Here is a 19,781-nt window from a genome sequence, read left to right on the forward strand (position 1 = left end):
ACATGGCCCAGCAAGCTGATGGTTCACGGCAGACAAACTCCACGCCATCAGTAAGCGGGCCACCCGCGCCGCCCCAGCGCCCCGGCTTTTCCCTGTCCACCCCGCCTCCCATAACTGCTGCTGTGAGGGCTCCCGGTCCTGCACGGTTGTCCCGTTCACTGTGGGTGGCCAGCTTCCTGGCCGGTATCGCCGTCGTTGTCACAGGCTTCCTTGGCCGGGACACCCATTTTGAGCGCTTGAAAGGCGTTATCCAGTCGATGGTCCCGGACGGTGACGCCAAAGCGGTCGAGGGCGCTACCGCCGTCGTCTTCCTTGGCAGCCTGGCCCTGATCGCTGCGGTGGTAGCGGTGGAAGCCGTCCTATTGGCAGTCCTGTTCAGGCGACGCACATGGCCCCGCTGGGTTCTGGCCCCCGTCGTCCTGCTCCACGCCGTGGTCACCGTGATGACGGTGGACTATGTGGCGGCCCCCGGCGCCGACGGCGTCATGGCCACAGTGCTTCTCGCCATCCAGTTCGTCCTCGCCGCGGCCGGCCTGGTGCTGCTGTTCCTGCCCTCGACAACGGCGTGGCTGCTCACCGGGCGACGGGCATAGCAGCCAGGATTCCCTCGCAGCTGCGCAGGACCACGCGGCATGCATCCACTGCCGCCGAATCAACCAGCAAGGGATTTTCCGCGATGTGCCGCCAGCGGTCCAAGGCGTCGCGCGTTGCCCGGGCGATTTCGTCAAGGCCGGCTTCGGGCGAGAGTCCCAGCCGCTGGTGCGGAAGATTTCCCCGGCCGCCCACCAACTGTTCGGCTTCCCGGGACTGCCCGGGGGTGAGCCCGGCCCCGCCGGTCCGCAGCAAGCCCAGAAGCTTCAATTCCTTGAACTCATGCGCCCCCGCGAGCAACTGTTCCAGCGCGGTTTCGAGGACGGCGGCCTGCCCCGACCGGGAGCCGCTGAGCAACGATTGCAAACCCACGACGGCGGCACGTGCCTTGAGTGCCTCGGCCCGTGTTTGGAACAGCGAGTCAACGGTGCCAAGCAACTGGCCCAGTCCGCTGCGCCGTGCCAGTTCGTGCGCCAATTCCGTTGGGCTGTCGATTCCGCCCCGGATCAGGGCCACCGCCAGCCGGATCCCGAACAGGCCGAACCGTTGAACCAGGGATGCCTTAAGTTCCGGGTCCAAACTGTCCGGCCCGCCCGCCCGCACAAACCGGTCAACCGAGAGCATCATCTTCTCGCGCTGGTTGCGGTCCAGACGCGCCAGGGCCATGAAAGCATCCACATCGCGTTGGCGCATGGTCCGTGCACTTTGTGCCAGCAAGCCGGCCACGGGAACAACGCCAAGGGCCAGGGGTTTCAGATTCTCGTCCCGGCTGTACCGGTCCGCGATCACTGCGGCCGAAATCAAGGCATCGATCCGTCCGGCGCCAATCTCGTCCGCGCGCGACAGGACGGCCAGGGCATTGACAGTCCCGGACTTCCCGGCGGCTGTGTCCTTGAACGATTCCAGGAAGTGCACATCCGAGGCGTGCAAGTGGCGCATCAGGTAGATCACCGCATCTGCCGCCATGGGCGCGTCCTCCGGAAGCAGGAAGGCAGTGGACCTCCCCGACACCTCGCTCGACAAGGAAGCAATGCCGGGAGTGTCGATCAAGGTCAGGTCCTGGAGGCTGGCCGATGGCCAGTCGACCACCAGTTTCTCCACATCCTCCGCTTGGAGTTCCCCCAACGAAAACACCAAGCGGCCATCTATACGGTTCACCGGCAATGCCCGGGGCTCCCCTGTCAACGGATGAAGGGTGATCCGCGGTGCATGCCCGTAGCGGTACCAGGTGACGATCCTCGTGCACTCCCCGGCATCCGTCGGAGCGATCTCCTCTCCGATGATGGCGTTCAGAAGTGTGGACTTGCCCGCTTTGACCATCCCCGCCACTGCGATGCGCAAAGGCCCGGCAAGGCGTTGGTCGAGTTCATCGAGCACTGCCAAGGCGGCCGGGTCCCATTGGTACAGCTCCCGTGCCTGGCGCAGCAGCTCCGCTGCACCCGCGATCCCGGACTGGATCATCCCGCCGGAACCGTCGACGACGCCGGAACGGCTTGGGGTGCCGCGACCCCCTCCTCCTGCAGTTGCCGGGCAACGGCATTCAACGAGTCCACGGCTTTGAGCTGGTTCTTGATCTCCCTGATCCGAAGTTCCCTTTCCGCGGCGTACGTCGCCGCTGCTTTCTGCGCCGCCGCCACGGATTCGGTGAGGGAACGGTGGTGTTCCTCGGCGATGTCCGTGAAGTGGTCCCTGGTAGCGCGCTGAACCAGCCGCAAGCGGTCCTTGAGTTGCTTGCCCACCTGGAAGACGACGTCGTCAATCTGCTTCCGCACCAAAATCTTGGCCTCGGACTGCCGCCGCTTGAGCCGTGCCTCCTGCTCCTCCCGGTACGCTTTGCGGCCCAGCATAAGTCCGGCTCCCACTGACAACGGGTTGATCAGGGCCAAACCGAACAGGCCGGTGAGCAACCCGAACATGAGCACCCCACCGTAGGACCCGCGCATGCCGATCAGGATCTTCTGCACCGGCCCCATGCGCCCATCTTCCATGCTTTGGATTTCTGCCACAGGATCCAGCACTCCCCCGGTATCAGCGACGTGGAGGGCCGGGAGGCCAGTTTCGTCTTCGGAAAAATGCTCCGCGACCTGGCCAGCCAGCCACTGCGCACGCTCGCTGGTCCACACGAACGTATCCGACACCGCGGCGGCGACGCTTTGTTCAAGCCACTTGGCGAACTGCTCCCAGGCCGGGCCCGGATCCCCTTGGTCGATTGCTATCTCGGCCTCTCGCTGTATGCGGCGGAGGCGGTCCTTCAGGTCGTACTCCATGTCCGCGATGAGGTCGCCTATCCCGTCATTCAGGGTTGTCTGCCAGCGTGCGGACTTCTTACGGAGCGCGTCCGCATCCTCCTTTGCCGCGGTCAGGCCGGCAATCATCTGGGGTGTGTCCTCAGGATTTTCCAGGGCAGCGAGTTCGGACCGCAATGCCAGCGTGAGGTTGCCGGTGACGGATGCGAGGTCGTTGCCCACGGAACGGCGTTGCAGGAGGGCAGCCTCACCAACAATGCTGTTCCGAAGGTAGGAGATCAGGGCGGGGAACCCGGATTCATTGTTCAGCTCGGTGTCCTGAAGCCGCGCGGCCTGCAGCCGCAGCTCCGACGAGACGGGTAACAGGGGAATGTCCGGTCCGACATCGGCAAGGTGTCCTTTGTCCAGCTCAGCTATCTGCCGCCATGCCGGATAGAGGTCGGTCTTGGACAGCACGCAGGCCACATTGGGGCTGACGCGCATGGCTTGGCGAAGGAACCTCATCTCGGGTTCGGTGTACTCCTGCGATGCGTCCGAGACGAACAGCATGGCATGGGCCGAAGGCAACGCCGTGAGCGTGGTCAGGGTATGGCTTGAGCCCAGGCCGCCAACGCCCGGGGAATCCACGATGCAGAGCCCGCCTGACAGGAGCTTCCGGGGAAGGCCCACCTCCGCCGCAAGGATGTTCCGGGTGTTACCGGGGTTGCCTTTTTCCGACACGAAATCCGCCAACGCGGCCAGGTCCACGGGCTGGCGGTCCACCCGCGGCTCGGCGCCCGGTTCGTCGCCCGTGGCGCTGTCCGATCCCCCCGCGGTGGCCGCCGGAACCAGGACTACAGCCGACGCCGGATCACCGTGCCTGACGACTGTGGGAACCGTGGTGGCGATATCGTCATCCACCGGGCAGACAGGGGCGTTCACCAGCGCATTGATGAGCTGGCTCTTTCCCTGTTTGAACTCGCCCACCACAATCACCCTGACGCTTGGATCCTGCAGGCGCTTGTGGGTGTTCTCCAGTCGCCGCCGGAGGTCATTCCGCTCACCCGCCAGTGCCATTCCGTGCTCCAACAAGGTGGTCATGCGTACGGTTTCCGCCACAGTTCTTCCTTTGCTCACTTCATGTGCTGTTGCCCTATGCCCCGGAGGCCCCGAAGTGCCCGGCAGGACGTGGTCCGGCTGCCGGGCACTGCTGGGGGTATCGCGCCTTTTCTTAGTCGATCTCGACGTCGTTCTTGGCAACCACTACCGAATCGCTGATGTCGTTGTACTCAACATCGAGTTCGTTGTCGGCCACCACAACGTTGTCTTCGACGTTGGTGTAGTCCACGTCCACATCGCCAACGGTGGTTGAGTTGTCCTCGGTGTAGGTCAACTCGTTGTCTGCCACCACGATCGAATCGTTGATGACATTGACATCGTCCACTTCCACGTTGGTGGAGTAGTCCGGCGAGTAGTCCAGATCCAGTTCGTTGTCCTGGACCACCACGGAGTCGTTGATGACCTGTACGTCCTCCAGCTCCACATCCACGTCGGTGGAGTTGTCGTTGAAGGAGTTCGTGTTGGTGTTGGTGGTGTTTGTCGTGTTGGTGGTGGTGTTTGTGTGCGTGGAGCTGTCCTCGTTGAAGGAGTCCCTGATCTTCACATCCACATCGACGTCCGTGTTGTAGGAGTCCTTGGTGTTGTAGGAATCTTCCGTGTTGTACGAATCCTTGGTGACCGAGTGGTCCGAGTAGTCGTTGCCCACGGATACGTCGTTGTTGTCGCCGCTGGTGTTGACGTGGACGGAGTTGTCCACCGAGTGGTCATCGGTGTTGGTGGTAGTTGTTGTGGTGGTGGTGTTGCCCGAGTTCGTGACGTCGTCACCGGCAGCAATGGCACCGTCACCGGAGGCAGTTACGGCATCCTGGTTGAAGAACTGCGTCACGTCCCCATCGGCCCAGATGTTCTGGTTCACCGACTGGTCCGTGATCGTGTCGCGGTCGTCGATAGTGGTGGTGTACGAGTAGTTGTTCACCACGTGGACCAGCTGCTGGACTGCGTGGGCGTGGTCATCGTGGCCACCGCCCCAACCACCGCCGGCACCGCCGCCGCCGTGCTCGTGATCGTCGTCGTGCTCATGGTCATCGTGGCCACCGCCCCAACCACCGCCGGCACCGCCACCGCCGTGCTCGTGATCGTCGTCGTGCTCATGGTCATCGTGGCCACCGCCCCAACCACCGCCGGCGCCGCCGCCGCCGTGCTCGGGACGTCCCCCGCCCCAACCGCCGCCGTCGTGCTCCGGGCGTCCGCCGCCCGTAGTGGCGTGGTTGCCACCGGTGTTGTATTCACGGTCGAACGAGGACCGCGCATTGATGGGCGCGTAGTCCAGGACCACCGGACGGACGGCGTCCACGTCCGCGGAGGAAACGTCGCGCAGCCCTGCGGCGGCGAGGGCCGCTTCCGGATCACGGACGAAATCTTCGGCGGCATCGGGGTCGTTGAACAGGCTCATCAGGAACTGCACGAGCTGTTGTGCGAGTGTTGGCATTGGACTGCTCCCTCAAATTCTGTGGTGGGTGGTGATTGGCCCGGCGCCTTTGCCGGGCTTGCATTCAACGTATTGCCGACGCCAAGGGCCGGGCATCGGGGGTGGTCCCCCTACCTGCTGCCCTGGCGTTAGGGGATCGAGGGGATTTCCGTTAGGGGGTCGGGGGGTACCCGTTACGGAGGCGGGTACCCCTCCCCCAATGCCAGGCGCAGCCGGATCAGGAGTTCGGAACGGTTTTCGGCCCCCAAACGGCGGCGCATCCGGGCTACGTGGTGCTCCGCCGTGCGCGGCGAAATGTAGATGGCCTCGCCGATCTCACGGTAGGTCTTGCCCTCGAGGATGAGGCGGCCCACTTTGCGTTCCCTGGCGCTGAGCCCTAAGGGAACCTGCAACCCGGCAGCGCCGCCGTCACCGGCAGGAGACACTTCAGGTGGCGTGGTGGCGCGTTCGGTAGAGGCAGCTTGGGCAGTTCCTTGGGGATGGATATCGCGGGCACAGGCCAAGAGCCTCACCATGTCCCGCCGCTCGTCGGCATGTGCGGCGGCGTGACCGGCCAGGCGTGCGCCTTCCCATGGCTGTCCAACGGTGGCCAAATCGCGGGCGGCAGATTCGACGTCGGACGCTTCAAACCGCCCGGCCAGGACCGAAACCCACGCCTTGCCCGCCGCGGCGAGCACGGCGGCCACATGGCCGTTTTCCGACGCCCGGACCAGCGCAGCTGCGTGTGGTGCGAGTTCGGCCGGGCTTTCAGCCAGGAGCGCAGCCTGCACGGCGGCCCAGTGCACAGGTACGGACCACAAGGGAGCATCCGATACCCGCTCGAGGAACTGCCACACACCCTCCAGGTAATGCCCAACCCTGCGTGTCTCGCGCAACCGTGCAGCAGCAATCATCAGCTCACCCCATGGCAGGAGGCTGAAAAGGTCCACGGAGACGTGCATCATGGCCTCCCGTGCGCGGTCCCAGGCGAGCACCAGCTCGTGGACTTCGCTGCCGCGGCGTGCCAAACCAACGTCCAGGGCGGCCAGGAGGAAGTCGTCCCGGGGTGAGAGCGCCCAGTGGTTGGCCTTGACCGCCGCATTGATGGACAGACGGGCCTCATCCGCGTTGTCTTGCTGCATGGCAGACCACGCCTGCAGCAGGAAAAGCCTGGGACGGGCAACATCTCCTCCCTGCCCGGCGGCCAGTGCCGCACTCAACACGGTCTCGGCAATGCCGGGTTCGCCCGTGTGCAGGGCACATATGGCGGCAAGGGCCGCCGGCGTCTCGGACAGGGGGATTGCTGACCGGGCGGCATTCATCATGTCCGAGGCCCTGATCAATTCGGGAAGTGCCGTTTGTGGTCTGGGTCCCAGCGTCCGGAGCAGTCCTTGCTGGGTCAAGGACAATGCCACGGCCAGCAGAGTAGGTGAGCCTGGCGGGGATGCCAGAGCTGCCAACTGTTCGGCTCCGGCAACGTTGCCTGAACCGATCATGGCCACTGCCGCCAGTGGGGCCGAGCTGTCGATCCTGTCCGGACCCAACCACGCATAGCTTTCGGCGCTCCGGGCCAACATGCCCCGCTGGGCCCATACAGCCGCGGCCACGTCAACAGCCAGGCGAAGGTCCGGGGCGCCGGGAGTACCGAAGAGGCGGTCCACGATCCTGCCGGCGGTATCCAGGTCCCCCAGGGCTGCTGCCGCCTGCGCCCGTTTGGCCGCTGTGGCGGACTCCTCACCCCCGGCCAGCAGCGCCTCGGCATAGATTTCTGCTGCAAGGCCCGGGTCGGTATCCACGGCGGCCTCTGCCGCCCGTTCGAGGTCCGCGACGACACGCGGGTCCTGATATCCGTGGCGCGCCAGCTGGCGGGCCAGGACGCCCAGCGGACGGCCCTGCGCCGAGATCATGTCCAACAGTTCCTTCTGCAGCTCCCGGATCCGCACCGGCGGTGTCACCCTCAGCAGGGCCTGTTGGACTGTTCCCACTACGGAACCGTCCGGCAGTAGCACTCCGGCATCCTTTGCCGCGCCGGTTATGGAGTTCAGGTCACTATCCACCAGGCTGCCGGGCAAAAGGGAGGGAAGGGAAAATCCCACGGACAACGCCAGCAGAAGCTCACGCACGGCCTCCGGCTGGCCGGTCAGTTCAGCTGCGGTCTCCCCTTCATGCGCAGGATCGCCGGGAAGGTGATTGTCCCGTCCGGACGGGAACCGTCTGGACGGGTGGTCGTGTCCCACCATGGGTCAGACCGCCGGGGTCAGCGCGGGATCCGGGTTCGGGCTGGTTTCGGATGGCACTGGGGCCGGGTCCGGGTTGGCTGGTTGGGTGGGCTCCTGCTGGGGCACGGTCGGCTCGGGCGACGGCGGCACCGGGTTTTGCGGCGCCGTCGGTTCCGGCTGGGGAACAACGGGGTCAGTCGACGGCGGCGGTACGCTCGGGTCCGTAACGACTGGAGGCGTTGTTGGATCCGACGCAGGTGGCGGCACGGTCGGTGGAGTGGTGGCAGGAGGTGGCGTGGGACCGCTGGCCGCTCCGCCGGTGGGTTCAGGAGTTGGCGTGGTGGTTCCCGATCCCGGCGTTCCGGGTGCCGGGGCACCATTCGTCCCGGTGCTGCCGCCTGTCCCAGGGGTGCCGCTTGTGCCGCCGGTCCCTGCCGAGCCGGCCGCGCCGCCAGTTCCCGCCGCCGAACCTGCCGGGGATCCCGCCGGGGATCCCGCCGTCGAACCCTGGCCGGTCCCCGCCCCTGTGCCTGGCCCGCCTGTTCCTGTCTTGCCGGATCGGGCAGGGCTCTTTCCCGTCCCCGTCCGCGTCACCCCAGCCCCAGCGCTTGCCTCGAGTCCCGCCGTCGGGCTTCCAACTGCCGGCGCCGCTCCCGGCGCTCCGCCACCCCCGCCGTTCGCGTGTGCCCCGGCACCGGTAGTACCGTCGCCGCGCATGACGTCTGCCGCCTGGTTGCCGAACATGGAAGCCAATAGGCCGTTGCCTTCAGGAGTCTGTGCTGCCGTCGCGGTGGCAATGGTGAGCGCCGTCGCTGCCGTGACGGCTGCTGCCGCCAACCGGAGGCGGGCGCGGGGTGCATGGCCGGGTGTGGCCGCAGACTTAGCGGCAGCCATGACGCCAAGATGGGGCCTGGCGACGACGTGGGGCTGCGGTGCCCCGGGAGCGGCGGAAGGAGCAGCAACCGGAACCGCCGAAGCAACGGCCTGCGCGTCCATGGCTGCCGAAATCCCGGCCCCCGCGATAGCTGCCCCCAGGCAGATGGAAGACTTCGGATCAGCGTCGACGGCGATGGGCCGGTCGAGTTCCACCGAAATCATCCCGGCTACCAAGGGAATGCGCGATGACCCCCCGATCAGCAGGACAGCACTCAGCTCCGCGGGCTCAACGTTGATGCTGCGCAGGCTTCGCTCCAGTGCGTGCACCGTTTCCCGGATAGGCGCCTCGATCAGCGTTTCGAATTCGGACCGGACCAGCCGCAGCGTCCGCTGGGTTCCCGGCAGGGCGACGGCGATACTGGTTTCGCTGTCCATGGAGAGAGCTTCCTTGGCTTCCCTGCATTCCCGCCGCAGCCTCGACAACGACGCCTTGCTTTCAGGGTCCTCCGGATCAAGCCCATCCATGGCCTCCCCCAGATGGGCGATCACGTGGCGCAGCACGGCGGCGTCGAAATCGGCGCCGCCAAGGGTTTCGATGCCGTCGGGACGGCCCAGGAGCTCGAAGGTACCAGCGGCCGTCTTCCGCAGAACTGCGGTATCGAACGTCCCACCGCCGAGGTCGTACACAGCGACGGTGCTGCCGTCCTCCACCCGGGTTTGGGCCGCATAATGCACGGCCGCGGCCACGGGTTCGCTGATCAGCGTGACGTCCGTCAAACCTGCCAGGTTCAGCGACGCAAGGACGGTTGCGGTGCGGTGCCCGCCCCACGATGCCGGGTGCGTCATGATGATCGACGACGGCGAGCTTCCCTCACGCTCTTCGGCTCTGTCCACCACCCATCGGGCCAGGGTGGCGTACACGTCCTCCGGGGCCAACCACGACTCACCCACGGCAAGCGGAACTGCGTCCCCTATGCGCCGCTTGAACTCCCTGACCATCCGCCCGGGATCGTCCAAACCCCGGCGCTCAGCAGCCTCCCCCACCAATATCCGGCCTTCAGCTGTGTAGTAAAGCACCGACGGCACGGCGCTTCCCTGCAGCCCAAGCGGCAGGATTTCAGGAGTGGGTGCAGGACTCCCGGAGGGCCTGAGAAGAGCTGCGGCTGTGTAACTTGTCCCGACGTCAATGGCGAGAACATAGCTCATGGGTACCTCGAAAGTTCACATGGCACGGCGCGAGCGGGCTGCTTCACTTGCGGATCCTGAACAAGTTAGCACCTGCTCCGGAACGGCAAAAGGCTTAATTGCTACACCGATTTGTCAATTTCTTGATACCTGTGATGACTATCCAGGTAAAGCTCCTGCTCAGGGCAGGGTTTGGCCCCTAAAGCCCGGAGTATGAATGCAGGCCGTTGAAAACGGTGTTTACGAGGGTGAAGTTGATGATGACGCAGGCATAACCGACGATCGACAACCAGGCCGCACGGGTTCCCGTCCAGCCACGCGTTGCACGGGCGTGCAGGTACCCGGCGTACACAACCCAGATCACGAAGGTCCACACTTCCTTGGGGTCCCAACCCCAGAAGCGGCCCCATGCCTTCTCAGCCCAGATGGCACCGAACATGAGAGTGAACGTCCAGCCGATGAAGGCGATCGCATTGATGCGGTAGGAAAGGTTCTCCAGGCTCAATGCGTTGGGGACCACCCGCATGAAGGACAGGTTGTCCTTGCGTCCTGCGGCCAGGTTCTTCTGCCTGTACGACTGCAGCAGCTGCAGCACGGACATGGCGAAGGTCAGGGTGAACAAGGCCGATGACAGGACGGCGATGGAGACGTGGATGATGAGCCAGTAGCTCTGCAAAGCGGGAACCAAGTGGCCTACAGGGGTCCAGAAGGACACGGATGCGGCCACCAGCATGATGATCGCCAGGCCCAGCACGAAGGTTCCCAGGAACCGCAGGTCGCGGCGGATCAGGGTGATCAGGAAGACGGCCACCGCCACGAACGCACCCGTGGTGAGGAACTCGTACATGTTGCCCCACGGCACACGGCCGGCCCCCAGGGCCCGGGTCACCACTCCAGCGCCATGGATCAGGACGCCCAGGACGGTCAAGGCGACGGCCACACGCGCCGGAACGCGTCGTTCGGCTGTGTATTTCATGTCACCTGCGGCGGTTCCGCCCGCGTAGGTGGGGCCCGACGTCGGCCGCTCGGCCCGCCCGGCCGGCCCACCGGCGTCGGGACCTGACAAAGCAGCCCCCACGCGACCGGCGGCCACGGTCACCTTTTCGCTGGTGGAACTGGCTGCGGCCTTGAGGTCCACCGCCTGGAAGGTCTTGCTGCTCTTGGCCAGATCCCAGGCAAAAGCGATGAACGCCACGGTGTACGTGCCGGCGGCCAACAGCATGAACAGCTCGCTGTACTGGCCCAGGGTTTCGTTTATGGCTGGCATTACTGGTCCTTCGAGGTTGAGGAAGAGACGGTTCGCGGTGCGGGGGGCTCCGTCGGGTCGGGGATGTTCCATTCGCGGGCAAAGAGTTCCCGCAATGCTGCGGCTTCACCGGCAAGGCGGTGGTCTTCGCCGCGGGCAAGCAGGCCGTACTCCACCATGGTGCGGCCGTCTTCATGCGTCCCGGTACGGACCCAGACGCGGCGACGGTTGACGTAGAGGGAAACCATCAGGCCTGCCACGGCAAGCAGGCCGAAGATCAGGGCATACAGCTGGCCCGGGTTGTGGTGGATATCCACGCCGATGTATTTCTTGACGCTGTCGAAACTGATGCTTCCCTTGCCGTCGGGGAGCGTGGCGCTCTGGCCCAGTCCGAGCACGATGCCGCCGGCCTCGAGCTTGCGCCCGTTGAGCTGGGTGAGGTTCCTGACGTCCAGTTCAAAGACGTTCTGCGGCGCGCCATCATCAAGGCCGAGGTCGCCATAGTAGGAGTCCAGCGTCAACTGCGGGTTGGCCAATGCCGGGTCGGCACTGAAGGAAATTCCTTGATCCGACTGGAAAGCCGTGGGCAGGAAGAAGCCGTTGAAGCCGAGTTGGTCGGGCTTGCTGTCCGGGACCTTGATGACAACCGAGGAGTAGTAGTTGGCACCCTGCACTTTGGCAGTCACAGGTCCCTGGAACGCCACATTGCCGTCGCCATCCCGGACAGTGACCACAGGCGCGTAGCCGTTGCCCGTGAGGTACAGGCTGGTTCCGCCCAGGGAAACGGGGTCGTTGACCTTGAGCACTTGCTTCTGTTCGGGGGCGTCCGGGTTCTCCTTGGTGGTGACCTCGGCCGTGTAGTCGATCGGCTGACCGGTCTTCTTGGGCGATTCCCGGTCGAACGTCGCTTGGAACTTGTCCAAACGGAGGGAGTACGGCTGGAGCGAGCTGCTCTGGAAGTTGGTCCCCGGGGTGAACTGGTCGTAGCCCACAAGAGTGTTGACGAACGTTTCGCCCTCCACCAAAATGCGCTGGCCGCTGTATCCGAAGAGACCGCCGATGGCCACGGATACCAGCACCCCGATCAATGAGGTGTGGAAGACGAGGTTGCCGACTTCCTTCAGGAAGCCGCGCTCGGCACCCAGGGACGGCAGGGCGCCGTCGATGTCCCGCACTTCAACGCGGTAGCCGCGCTTCTTGAGCAGCCCGGCGGCATCGTTGATGGCTTTCGACGCCGGGATCCCGGCGTCGGCGGGCAGCGCCAGGGTGCCGTACTCCGGAAGCCGCGACAGGCGCTTCGGGGTCCTGGGCGGCTGCGACTTCATGGCTTTGTAGTGCGCGATGGCGCGCGGCGTGACACAGCCGATCAGCGAGATGAAAAGCAGGATGTAGATGGCCGAGAACCACGCTGAGGAGTAGACGTCGAACATCTGGAGGGCATCCAGGAACGGCCCGGTTGCGGGGTTGTTCTTGATCCACTCCGTGACCGTGACAGGGTTGGCGGCACGCTGCGGAAAAAGCGATCCGGGTACCGCTCCTACAGCAAGCAGGAGCAGCAGGAACAGCGCCGTGCGCATGCTGGTCAGCTGCGTCCAAGCCCACCTGAGCATGCCTTTGACTCCGAGCGCAGGTACCGCGGCCTCGGATTTGGCCTGCTGGAGCTTTCCTTCCGCTGTCTTTTCGGCGGCTGGAGACTTCTTGTTGGCTTTCACGGACCCGCTCATCAGATTGGCAACTTCACGTCGTTTTGGAACCAGTACTGCAACTCGGTCACCCAGTGGCCCCACACGCCGGTGGCCATCAGGATACCCAGCAAAATCAGGATGCCTCCGCCGATCCGCTGGATGGCCAGACGGTGCTTGCGGAAGAAGGACATCACACCCATGCCGCGGCGCACAGCCAAGGCAATCAGGAGGAACGGGATGCCCAGGCCAAGGCTGTAAATGAACGCCAGCAGCGCACCTTTGGCAGCCGAGGAGCCACCGGACAGGCTGAGCAACTGCACGGCGGAATAGGTCGGGCCAATGCAGGGAGCCCAGCCCAGCCCGAACGTCAGCCCCAGGAGCGGAGCGCCCCACAGCCCGGCCCGTGGTTTCGCGTGGATCTTGGCGTCCCGCTGCAGCCAGCCGAATCCACCCATGAACACCACGCCCATGACGATTACCAGGATGCCCAGCAGCTGCGTGATCCAGGCGTTCTGCGGGCCTGTCAGGAGGGTACCGAGCTGGCCGAAGGCACCGCCCAGGAGCACGAAGATCACCGAGAAGCCGAGGACGAACAGCCCGATGCCCGCCAGCATGCGGCCGCGCCGCTGCTTTTCAAGATCGACGCCGGTCAGTCCCGTGACGTACCCGAGGTACCCGGGCACCAATGGCAGCACACAGGGCGAGAGGAACGAGACCAGCCCGGCCAGCAATGCCACCGGCACGGCCAGCAGCAAGGAACCGTTGAGGATTGTCTCGGCGAAAGGACTGTTCACGGCGACTACTCGGCCACGGCGGAGGTGATGAGGGCCTTCAAGGTGCTCTTTTCAATCTCCCCGAGCACGCGGGAGGCCACTTTGCCTTCCTTGTCCAGGACCAGGGTTGTGGGGACAGCACCCGGCGGGACGATGCCGGAGACGGACAGCAGCACGGACCCGTCCTTATCGTTGAAGCTCGGGTAGGTGAGGTTGAACGTCTTGTCGAAGGCCTCCGCGGTGGCTTTCTCGTCCCGCAGGTTCACGCCAAAGAACTGGACACCCTGGTCCTTGTATTCCTGGTGCAGGGCTTCAAGCTGTGGGGCTTCAATGCGGCAAGGCGCGCACGCGGCGAACCAGAAGTTCAGAACAGTGACTTTGCCCTTGAGGTCCTCGGGCTTCACTTCAGTGCCGTTGAACAGCGTGCCCTTGAGTATCACGGGTGCGGCACGGTCAGCCTTGGCGAACTCCGTTACCGAGCCATCGCCTGCAACGTAGTTCTTGTTGTCACCGGCCTTGGCCTGTTCCGCGAGGGAATCCTTCTGCGCGCAGGCAGAAAGGCCCATGGTCAGTCCGGCCAGCAGGACGCCGCCGACAGTAAGAACGCCGCGGCGGGAAAGGTTGTTGTCCATGTCTTCCTACGCTCCCGGGGTGCTGGCCGCGCCGGGAAGCAGCGCAGCCGCGGGTTCGCTGTACTCAACTCGAATGATGTTGCCGTCGTCGTCGAGGGTCAGGGACGTAAGCGACGTCAAGGTGCATTCACGCTTGCGGGGATCATGGGCCAGGGGGCGCCCCTCGGCCGTCAATCGGGTGGACCAAATGGGAAGCTGGTGGCTGACCAGGATGGCCTCGGCACCATCTCCGCCCAGTTCAATGGCTTTCAAGCGTGCATCTTCCACCGCCGCCAGCACACGTGCGGCCTGCTGCTTGTACGGTTCGCCCCAGGACGGGCGCAGCGGATTGCGGAAGTAGATCCAGTGCTTGGGCTTCAGGAACTCGCTCTTGGTGGGGTGGAGTCCTTGGAAGTGGTTCTCGGCTTCGATGATCCGCGGGTCGATGGTGACCTCAAGGTTCAGCGCTTCCGCCGTCGGCATGGCTGTTTCCTGGGCACGCGTCAAGGGCGAGGCGACCAGGTGCACGATTTTGGCGCCTTCGCCGGCACGGGCAACAAAGTGGTCGGCGAGCATCCGGGCCATCTCACGGCCGCGCTCGGAGAGGTGGAATTCCGGCAGTCGACCGTAGAGGACGCCGTCGGGATTATGGACCTCGCCATGGCGAAGCAGATGGACAGTTGCTTGGGGCATGTTTACCAGTTTCTCAAAGAAGCGGGGCGATCCGAAATCTTCTACCGCGAGTAGAACTCAAGAATTTTCCGAAAAGTTCCGTGGAGTTGGAATAAAAGATGCATATGCATGTTTATACTAGACACGAAGCTCGGTTGACGCTTCAAGCAATTGGTTCAACCAGGCAAGCACGCAGTACCTTCCACTACCTATAGGAGCAACACCATGATGACCCTCCCCGCTTCCGTCACCACCGGCACCTGGACCCTCGACGCTTCCCACAGCGAAATCGGCTTCACCGTCCGCCACGCAGGTATCAGCAAGGTCCGCGGCCAGTTCAAGGACGCTGCAGCCACCCTTGAGGTCGGCGAGACCCTGGCCGACTCCAAGGTCAACGCAACCATCCAGACCGCCAGCTTCGACTCCGGCGACGTCAACCGTGACGGCCACGTCAAGGGCGAAGACTTCTTCGACGTGGAGAAGTTCCCGGAGATCACCTTCGTTTCCCGCCACGTCAAGGCCAACGGCAACAGCTTCGACCTCGTGGGCGATCTCACAATCAAGGGGGTGACCAAGGAAGTTTCCATCGAGACCGAATTCAACGGTGTCGCTGTGGATCCGTTCGGCAACACCCGCGCAGGCGTATCGGGTGAAACCACCATCAGCCGCAAGGACTTCGGCCTTACCTGGAACGCAGTCCTCGAAGCCGGTGGCGTGCTGGTGAGCGACAAGGTTGTCATCAACCTGGAACTCGCGTTCATCGCTCCGGCAGCTGCCTGATTCCACAACACTCCGGACGGCGTCCCTGTTCAGCCTCGTGCTGCAGGGGCGCCGTTTCGCATCCGGCTGTTTCGCACTCGCAAGGGTCACCCGGCCATTGTTCGGCAAACACCCTGTATTTAGCTGCGAGTTAGCTCCGAATTTCCTATGCAACCCTCAACCTGCGGTCTACAGTGATGCCATGAGTACCCCAGATGAAGCACCCCAGCCACAGCAGCCCGGCGCCCAGCCACCGCAGCAAGGCAATGTTCCTCCTGCGGGCTACCAACCCCCGGGCGGTTACCAGCCACCGCAAGGCGGCACGGTTCCGCCTGGCGGGTACCAAGGCCAGCAGGGCTACCAGCCTCCGACGCAACCTGGCCAGTTTTCCCAGCCCGGTCCGCCGCAGGCAGGCCCCGCCCAACCAGCCCCCGGGCAGCCGGGATTCCATTTCGAAATGCCCACTGATGGACCGCGCAGCTTCAACGACGTGATGCCCCAGGGTGGATTCTCAGGGATTTTCAAGACCCAAGGCCTGCCCACCGAGTTGAAGGTTTCCTACTTCATCTGGGTGATCTCCGGACTCCTGGCCCTCCTCTTCGGGCTCATCGGGTTCTTCGCCATCATTGCGGCCTTCGCGTTCATCCCCGGCGTGGCAGCCTTCCTGCTGGTACTCCTGATCCTCAGCCTGGCTGTCGCAGCAGCCCAGATTGTCCTGGCCATGAAGATGAAGGAAGGAAAGGAGTGGGCCCGCCTGGCCCTGACAGTCCTTGCCGCCGTTTCGCTGCTCCTGGCCATCTTTGGGTCCATGAACTCCGGTGCACCGGGCGCCGGCTTGGGAGGCAACTGGTTCGGCTTCCTTGTCAGCGCCGTTGCCGTCGTGATGATGTGGCTGCCCAACTCCCAGCTCTGGTTCAAGGCAATCAAGGGTCACGCATAGCCCAACCCGAGCTACCGGCGTCGTTCTCCAACAGCGGTCTGTGACCAGAAGGCCGCGGGCGGTCCCCTAAGGATCCCCGCGGCCTTCATCATGAAGACGTACTCCAAGATGATGATTTTCCCTGGCCCCATGGATTTCCTGCGTGTGGTATGCATCGCCGCAGGAACGTGGGGGTACGGTGGAAACAGAACCACGCTGGGGGCAGGGTCACTTTGCTGATCCCGGCGGCCGTACCTGCAGTCGAACAAGCAAAGGAATGCCATGAGCAACCCTCCATACCCGCCGTCGAACCCGGGCGACTCCGACCAGCCCGCGCAGCCCGGTGGCCAGCCGGCAGCTCCCCAGTACGGCCAGCAATCCCAGCCACCGGCAGCCCCTCAGTACGGCCAGCCCGCAGCACCGCAGTACGGACAGCAGTCCCAGCCACCGGCAGCACCGCAGTACGGCCAGCAATCCCAGCCACCGGCAGCTCCCCAGTACGGCCAGCAGTCCCCGTATGGCCAGACCGGTGCCTCGCCTTATGGCCAGGCACCGCAGTACGGGCAGGACACCAACTGGCCCAGCCAGCAGCCGGGTCCTTCGACGGTCCCCCAGATGGTGACCATCGCCTTCTGGTTGATCGTTGGAGCAGCTGCGATCTGGCTCATCTCCATCTTCATCTCCATTGCAGCGATGAACGATCCCGCCTTCAGGAGCATGTTCGAAGAGCAGCTGGCGGCCGGGGGCGCGGCAGATCTCCGCTTTGAAGACGTCAAGGGCTTCATCGTTGGCGTCATGATTGCACTCGGCGTCATCGGTGCCGGACTGTACGCTCTCGTGGCCATAAACGTCCGCAAGGGCAAGAACTGGGCGCGCATCCTTGGCACGGTCCTCGCTGCGCTTTCCATCTTCGCCCTGGTGCCGCTGAGCCTGGCAACCCTGTCAGCACTGCTCGGCATCGCAGCGATCGTCCTGCTGTACCTGCCGGCGTCGGCCCCCTATTTCCGGAAGACGCAGCAGTTCGGAAACCCGTACGCCCGCTAAAGGGCCGGCTTCCACACATCCATTCGGGCGCGGACCCGGGTGAGGCTAAACAGCCTGGCCCGGTGTCTGCGCCCTTTGTGCGTGGTAGGCCAGAATCTGCAGTTCCGTTGCCATGTCCACTTTTCGGAGGTTCACGTGCGGCGGGACCTGCAGGAGCACCGGTGCAAAGCTCAGGATGCTCCTGATGCCTGCTGCGATCACACGGTCACACACTTCCTGGGCCACCGTTGCCGGGAGTGCGAGCACCACCATGTTCGTGTGCGTTCGTTCCAGGACCCGCTCAAGTTCGGCCGAGTCGCTGACCCGCAGCCACCCGACCTCGTTGCCGATCACCATCGGATCGGCGTCGAAAATGGCTACGACGTCGAAGCCGCGGGACTCGAACCCGCCATACCGGGCCAACGCCTTTCCGAGGTTACCGGCTCCAACGATGGCCACTTTCCAGTCATGGGTCAGGCCAAGCGCTGCGGCGATGTGGCGGCTCAGGTTCTGGACCTCGTAGCCGACGCCGCGGGTTCCGTAGGAGCCGACATAGGAAAGGTCCTTGCGAAGCGTTGAGGAGCTGACGCCTGACGCTTCTGCCAGGGCTTCGGAGGAGACGCGCTCCACTCCTTCGGCCAGGAGCGAGTTCAGCGCACGCAAATAGAGGGTCATCCGGGCCACAGCCGCGGGCGGGATCTGCTTGGCGGCAGGTTCGTTATCCCCGGAAAGTGCTTCCGGGGACGGTTCCAGCGCAGTCACGGTATTCTCCATTGCGTCGCTTTGTTGTTCCACTCTATGACCCCCGGCCGGACTCAACAAAAGCCACCGCGCTGGCCTGCTGCACCCTCAGCCCGCCAGCGCTTTCTTCAAAGTGCGGGTCAGCCGGTCTTCGTCGATCTTCCAGAAATCACGCTGGATACCGTTCACCAGCACCACCGGAATCTCTTCGGCGTATCGTTCCTGAAGCTGCGGGTCGCCGTCGATCGACTGCTCGGTCCAGCCCAGGCCAAGGCCTGTCGTAACGCGCTCGACGGCGGCACGCGCCTCCGTGCAGAGGTGGCAGTCAGCTTTGGTGAGGAGGACGACGTCGGGATTAGCCATGTGCTTAACGGTAACCGCCCCCACCAACCCTCACTCACACCCCGCCGCGGGTCCGGCCCGTGCGCCCTCAGCGCGGGGTACCGGCGATTGACTAGACTCAAGGCATGCCCGAGGAGAAGAACGCCGCCGTTGCCGCATCTGGCCAAGTGCAGAAGCACAGCGGTGAAGCAGCGTTCTTCGACGTCGACAACACGCTGATGAAGGGCGCCAGCCTCTTCCATGTCGCGCGAAAAATGTACGAACGCAAGGCCTTTACCCTGCCCCAAGCGGCGGGCTTCGCCTGGAAACAGTTCAAGTTCGTGATGCGTGGCGAGAACATGGAGGATGTCCACGCGGTTCGTGACTCTGCACTGACTCTCGCAGCCGGAATCAGCGTTGAGGACATCAAGGCGCTTGGCGAAGAGGTTTACGACGAGATGATCGAGTCTCGGATCTGGCCCGGAACCAAAGCTTTGGCCGAGCAGCACCTCAGGGTTGGCCGTAAGGTTTGGCTCGTAACTGCGACGCCCATCGAGGTCGCAACCGTAATTTCCACGCGCCTTGGGTTGACCGGGGCACTGGGCACCGTGGGCGAAGTGCATGAAGGTATGTACACCGGGAAACTGGTCGGCGACATATTGCACGGTCCGGCCAAAGCGGTCGCCGTCCAGCTCGTCGCCGAACGGGAGGGTCTCGATCTGGACCACTGCTGGGCCTACAGCGATTCCGCCAACGACATTCCGCTCCTGACCATGGTGGGGCACCCCGTCGTCATCAATCCCGATGCCAAGCTGCGACGGCATGCCCGCGACAACAACTGGCCCGTGTACGATTTCCGTTCCGGTCGGCGCGCTGCAACCCTCGGACTGAAGGCCGCAACAGTGGGCGGCGCAGTCTACGGCCTGTGGCGCGGCTTCTCACGCTTCCGCGGCCCCCGCCTCTAAACGCGCCCCAAACCCTCACTCACATCCCCCGGTCTTAAACCCAACCCTCACTCACATCGCGAAGTCGGCCCGGCATACCTGTGGATAACTTCTGCACCCCCAACGCCATCTGGGTAACAATGCCGTATGCAGATACCGATTCCCGTCCCCTCCCAGCTGAGGTCCGCTCCGTTTACCCTTGCCGAGGCCATTGATGCTGGCCTGGCTCCCCGAGACCTTTGGGGTCGGGTCAGCATAGAACCGGTAAGCAAGGGCATTTACCGTCCGTCCGGTTGGGACTTTGACCTCGAAGCAGCTGCGCGATCGCTTTCGGCTGCGAGCCCGGGGGCTTGGATTTCGCACGTCACGGCCGCCAGGCTTCACGGGTTTCCGCTTCCTCCGTGGCTATCCGACTCAAACGAACTGCACCTCAGTAAGCCGCGGCGCCTCCCGGCAGTACGGCG

The 19,781-nt window shown here is 64.2% G+C and carries 17 protein-coding genes; 5 read left to right on the forward strand and 12 right to left on the reverse strand.

What is annotated here, in order from left to right; all coding sequences use genetic code 11:
* The first annotated feature begins 2 nt into the window (after window positions 1-2).
* Window positions 3-593: a hypothetical protein gene (locus N5P29_RS16355; RefSeq protein ID WP_262275866.1), complete on the forward strand. Its 591-nt coding sequence runs from the start codon at window positions 3-5 to the stop codon at window positions 591-593.
* Here N5P29_RS16355 and N5P29_RS16360 read toward each other — a convergent pair.
* The 10 genes from N5P29_RS16360 to N5P29_RS16405 all read right to left on the reverse strand — a co-directional run bounded on the left by N5P29_RS16360 (window position 574) and on the right by N5P29_RS16405 (window position 14,631).
* The gene (locus tag N5P29_RS16360) at window positions 574-2,052 is read right to left on the reverse strand and encodes a dynamin family protein (RefSeq protein WP_262275867.1); all 1,479 of its coding nucleotides are present in this window, start codon (window positions 2,050-2,052) and stop codon (window positions 574-576) included. The two genes, N5P29_RS16355 and N5P29_RS16360, sit on opposite strands and share 20 nt — an antisense overlap.
* Window positions 2,049-3,935 (reverse strand): dynamin family protein, encoded by a 1,887-nt coding sequence (locus N5P29_RS16365; protein WP_262275868.1) that lies wholly within the window; start codon window positions 3,933-3,935, stop codon window positions 2,049-2,051. Before N5P29_RS16365 ends, N5P29_RS16360 begins: the two co-directional genes overlap by 4 nt.
* Window positions 3,936-4,047: 112 nt before the next feature.
* Window positions 4,048-5,364 (reverse strand): IniB N-terminal domain-containing protein, encoded by a 1,317-nt coding sequence (locus N5P29_RS16370; protein ID WP_262275869.1) that lies wholly within the window; start codon window positions 5,362-5,364, stop codon window positions 4,048-4,050.
* 173 nt (window positions 5,365-5,537) lie between these two features.
* Entirely contained in the window at window positions 5,538-7,583 is a 2,046-nt protein-coding gene (locus N5P29_RS16375) for a LuxR C-terminal-related transcriptional regulator (protein WP_262275870.1), read from the reverse strand.
* A 3-nt stretch (window positions 7,584-7,586) separates the two neighbouring features.
* Window positions 7,587-9,644 carry an Hsp70 family protein gene (locus tag N5P29_RS16380; protein WP_262275871.1) on the reverse strand — a complete coding sequence of 686 codons (2,058 nt, stop codon included), beginning with the start codon at window positions 9,642-9,644 and terminating at the stop codon, window positions 7,587-7,589.
* Between the two features lie 178 nt (window positions 9,645-9,822).
* Window positions 9,823-10,890: a c-type cytochrome biogenesis protein CcsB gene (gene ccsB, locus N5P29_RS16385; RefSeq protein WP_262275872.1), complete on the reverse strand. Its 1,068-nt coding sequence runs from the start codon at window positions 10,888-10,890 to the stop codon at window positions 9,823-9,825.
* A complete protein-coding gene (locus tag N5P29_RS16390) occupies window positions 10,890-12,593 on the reverse strand; it encodes a cytochrome c biogenesis protein ResB (protein WP_262275873.1) in 1,704 nt (567 codons plus the stop codon). The genes ccsB and N5P29_RS16390 overlap by 1 nt, the downstream gene beginning before the upstream one ends.
* Window positions 12,593-13,348 (reverse strand): cytochrome c biogenesis CcdA family protein, encoded by a 756-nt coding sequence (locus tag N5P29_RS16395; protein ID WP_144659159.1) that lies wholly within the window; start codon window positions 13,346-13,348, stop codon window positions 12,593-12,595. Before N5P29_RS16395 ends, N5P29_RS16390 begins: the two co-directional genes overlap by 1 nt.
* A 5-nt stretch (window positions 13,349-13,353) precedes the next feature.
* Window positions 13,354-13,959 carry a TlpA family protein disulfide reductase gene (locus tag N5P29_RS16400; RefSeq protein ID WP_262275874.1) on the reverse strand — a complete coding sequence of 202 codons (606 nt, stop codon included), beginning with the start codon at window positions 13,957-13,959 and terminating at the stop codon, window positions 13,354-13,356.
* Between the two features lie 6 nt (window positions 13,960-13,965).
* Window positions 13,966-14,631 (reverse strand): histidine phosphatase family protein, encoded by a 666-nt coding sequence (locus N5P29_RS16405; RefSeq protein WP_262275875.1) that lies wholly within the window; start codon window positions 14,629-14,631, stop codon window positions 13,966-13,968.
* Between the two features lie 207 nt (window positions 14,632-14,838).
* Here N5P29_RS16405 and N5P29_RS16410 point away from each other — a divergent pair, with 207 nt between their 5' ends.
* The 3 genes from N5P29_RS16410 to N5P29_RS16420 all read left to right on the forward strand — a co-directional run bounded on the left by N5P29_RS16410 (window position 14,839) and on the right by N5P29_RS16420 (window position 17,332).
* Window positions 14,839-15,390, forward strand: coding sequence for a YceI family protein (locus N5P29_RS16410; RefSeq protein ID WP_144659655.1), 552 nt, complete (start codon window positions 14,839-14,841; stop codon window positions 15,388-15,390).
* 181 nt (window positions 15,391-15,571) lie between these two features.
* Complete coding sequence (locus N5P29_RS16415) at window positions 15,572-16,309, forward strand: hypothetical protein (RefSeq protein ID WP_262275876.1); 738 nt, start codon at window positions 15,572-15,574, stop codon at window positions 16,307-16,309.
* Between the two features lie 261 nt (window positions 16,310-16,570).
* The gene (locus tag N5P29_RS16420) at window positions 16,571-17,332 is read left to right on the forward strand and encodes a hypothetical protein (protein WP_262275877.1); all 762 of its coding nucleotides are present in this window, start codon (window positions 16,571-16,573) and stop codon (window positions 17,330-17,332) included.
* A 45-nt stretch (window positions 17,333-17,377) separates the two neighbouring features.
* On the opposite strand, the gene N5P29_RS16425 is transcribed toward N5P29_RS16420, so the two are convergent.
* Together N5P29_RS16425 and N5P29_RS16430 are read right to left on the reverse strand one after the other, a co-directional pair.
* Window positions 17,378-18,085 (reverse strand): redox-sensing transcriptional repressor Rex, encoded by a 708-nt coding sequence (locus N5P29_RS16425; protein WP_262275878.1) that lies wholly within the window; start codon window positions 18,083-18,085, stop codon window positions 17,378-17,380.
* Between the two features lie 75 nt (window positions 18,086-18,160).
* Window positions 18,161-18,415 carry a glutaredoxin family protein gene (locus N5P29_RS16430; protein WP_262275879.1) on the reverse strand — a complete coding sequence of 85 codons (255 nt, stop codon included), beginning with the start codon at window positions 18,413-18,415 and terminating at the stop codon, window positions 18,161-18,163.
* Window positions 18,416-18,519: 104 nt separating this feature from the next.
* Between N5P29_RS16430 and N5P29_RS16435 the strand changes: the two genes are divergently transcribed.
* The gene (locus N5P29_RS16435) at window positions 18,520-19,338 is read left to right on the forward strand and encodes an HAD family hydrolase (protein ID WP_262275880.1); all 819 of its coding nucleotides are present in this window, start codon (window positions 18,520-18,522) and stop codon (window positions 19,336-19,338) included.
* The last annotated feature ends 443 nt before the right edge of the window (window positions 19,339-19,781 follow it).

The sequence above is a fragment of the Paenarthrobacter sp. JL.01a genome (assembly GCF_025452095.1).
GTDB lineage: Bacteria > Actinomycetota > Actinomycetes > Actinomycetales > Micrococcaceae > Arthrobacter.

What these genes read in the sequence shown, in the direction of transcription:
- N5P29_RS16355 (WP_262275866.1), top strand. Translation starts at nt 3, where the DNA reads ATGGCCCAGCAAGCTGATGGTTCACGGCAGACAAACTCCACGCCATCA.
- N5P29_RS16360 (WP_262275867.1), bottom strand. Translation starts at nt 2,052, where the DNA reads ATGATCCAGTCCGGGATCGCGGGTGCAGCGGAGCTGCTGCGCCAGGCA.
- N5P29_RS16370 (WP_262275869.1), bottom strand. Translation starts at nt 5,364, where the DNA reads ATGCCAACACTCGCACAACAGCTCGTGCAGTTCCTGATGAGCCTGTTC.
- N5P29_RS16375 (WP_262275870.1), bottom strand. Translation starts at nt 7,583, where the DNA reads ATGGTGGGACACGACCACCCGTCCAGACGGTTCCCGTCCGGACGGGAC.
- N5P29_RS16380 (WP_262275871.1), bottom strand. Translation starts at nt 9,644, where the DNA reads ATGAGCTATGTTCTCGCCATTGACGTCGGGACAAGTTACACAGCCGCA.
- ccsB (WP_262275872.1), bottom strand. Translation starts at nt 10,890, where the DNA reads ATGCCAGCCATAAACGAAACCCTGGGCCAGTACAGCGAGCTGTTCATG.
- N5P29_RS16390 (WP_262275873.1), bottom strand. Translation starts at nt 12,593, where the DNA reads ATGAGCGGGTCCGTGAAAGCCAACAAGAAGTCTCCAGCCGCCGAAAAG.
- N5P29_RS16400 (WP_262275874.1), bottom strand. Translation starts at nt 13,959, where the DNA reads ATGGACAACAACCTTTCCCGCCGCGGCGTTCTTACTGTCGGCGGCGTC.
- N5P29_RS16405 (WP_262275875.1), bottom strand. Translation starts at nt 14,631, where the DNA reads ATGCCCCAAGCAACTGTCCATCTGCTTCGCCATGGCGAGGTCCATAAT.
- N5P29_RS16410 (WP_144659655.1), top strand. Translation starts at nt 14,839, where the DNA reads ATGACCCTCCCCGCTTCCGTCACCACCGGCACCTGGACCCTCGACGCT.
- N5P29_RS16415 (WP_262275876.1), top strand. Translation starts at nt 15,572, where the DNA reads ATGAGTACCCCAGATGAAGCACCCCAGCCACAGCAGCCCGGCGCCCAG.
- N5P29_RS16420 (WP_262275877.1), top strand. Translation starts at nt 16,571, where the DNA reads ATGAGCAACCCTCCATACCCGCCGTCGAACCCGGGCGACTCCGACCAG.
- N5P29_RS16425 (WP_262275878.1), bottom strand. Translation starts at nt 18,085, where the DNA reads ATGGAGAATACCGTGACTGCGCTGGAACCGTCCCCGGAAGCACTTTCC.
- N5P29_RS16430 (WP_262275879.1), bottom strand. Translation starts at nt 18,415, where the DNA reads ATGGCTAATCCCGACGTCGTCCTCCTCACCAAAGCTGACTGCCACCTC.
- N5P29_RS16435 (WP_262275880.1), top strand. Translation starts at nt 18,520, where the DNA reads ATGCCCGAGGAGAAGAACGCCGCCGTTGCCGCATCTGGCCAAGTGCAG.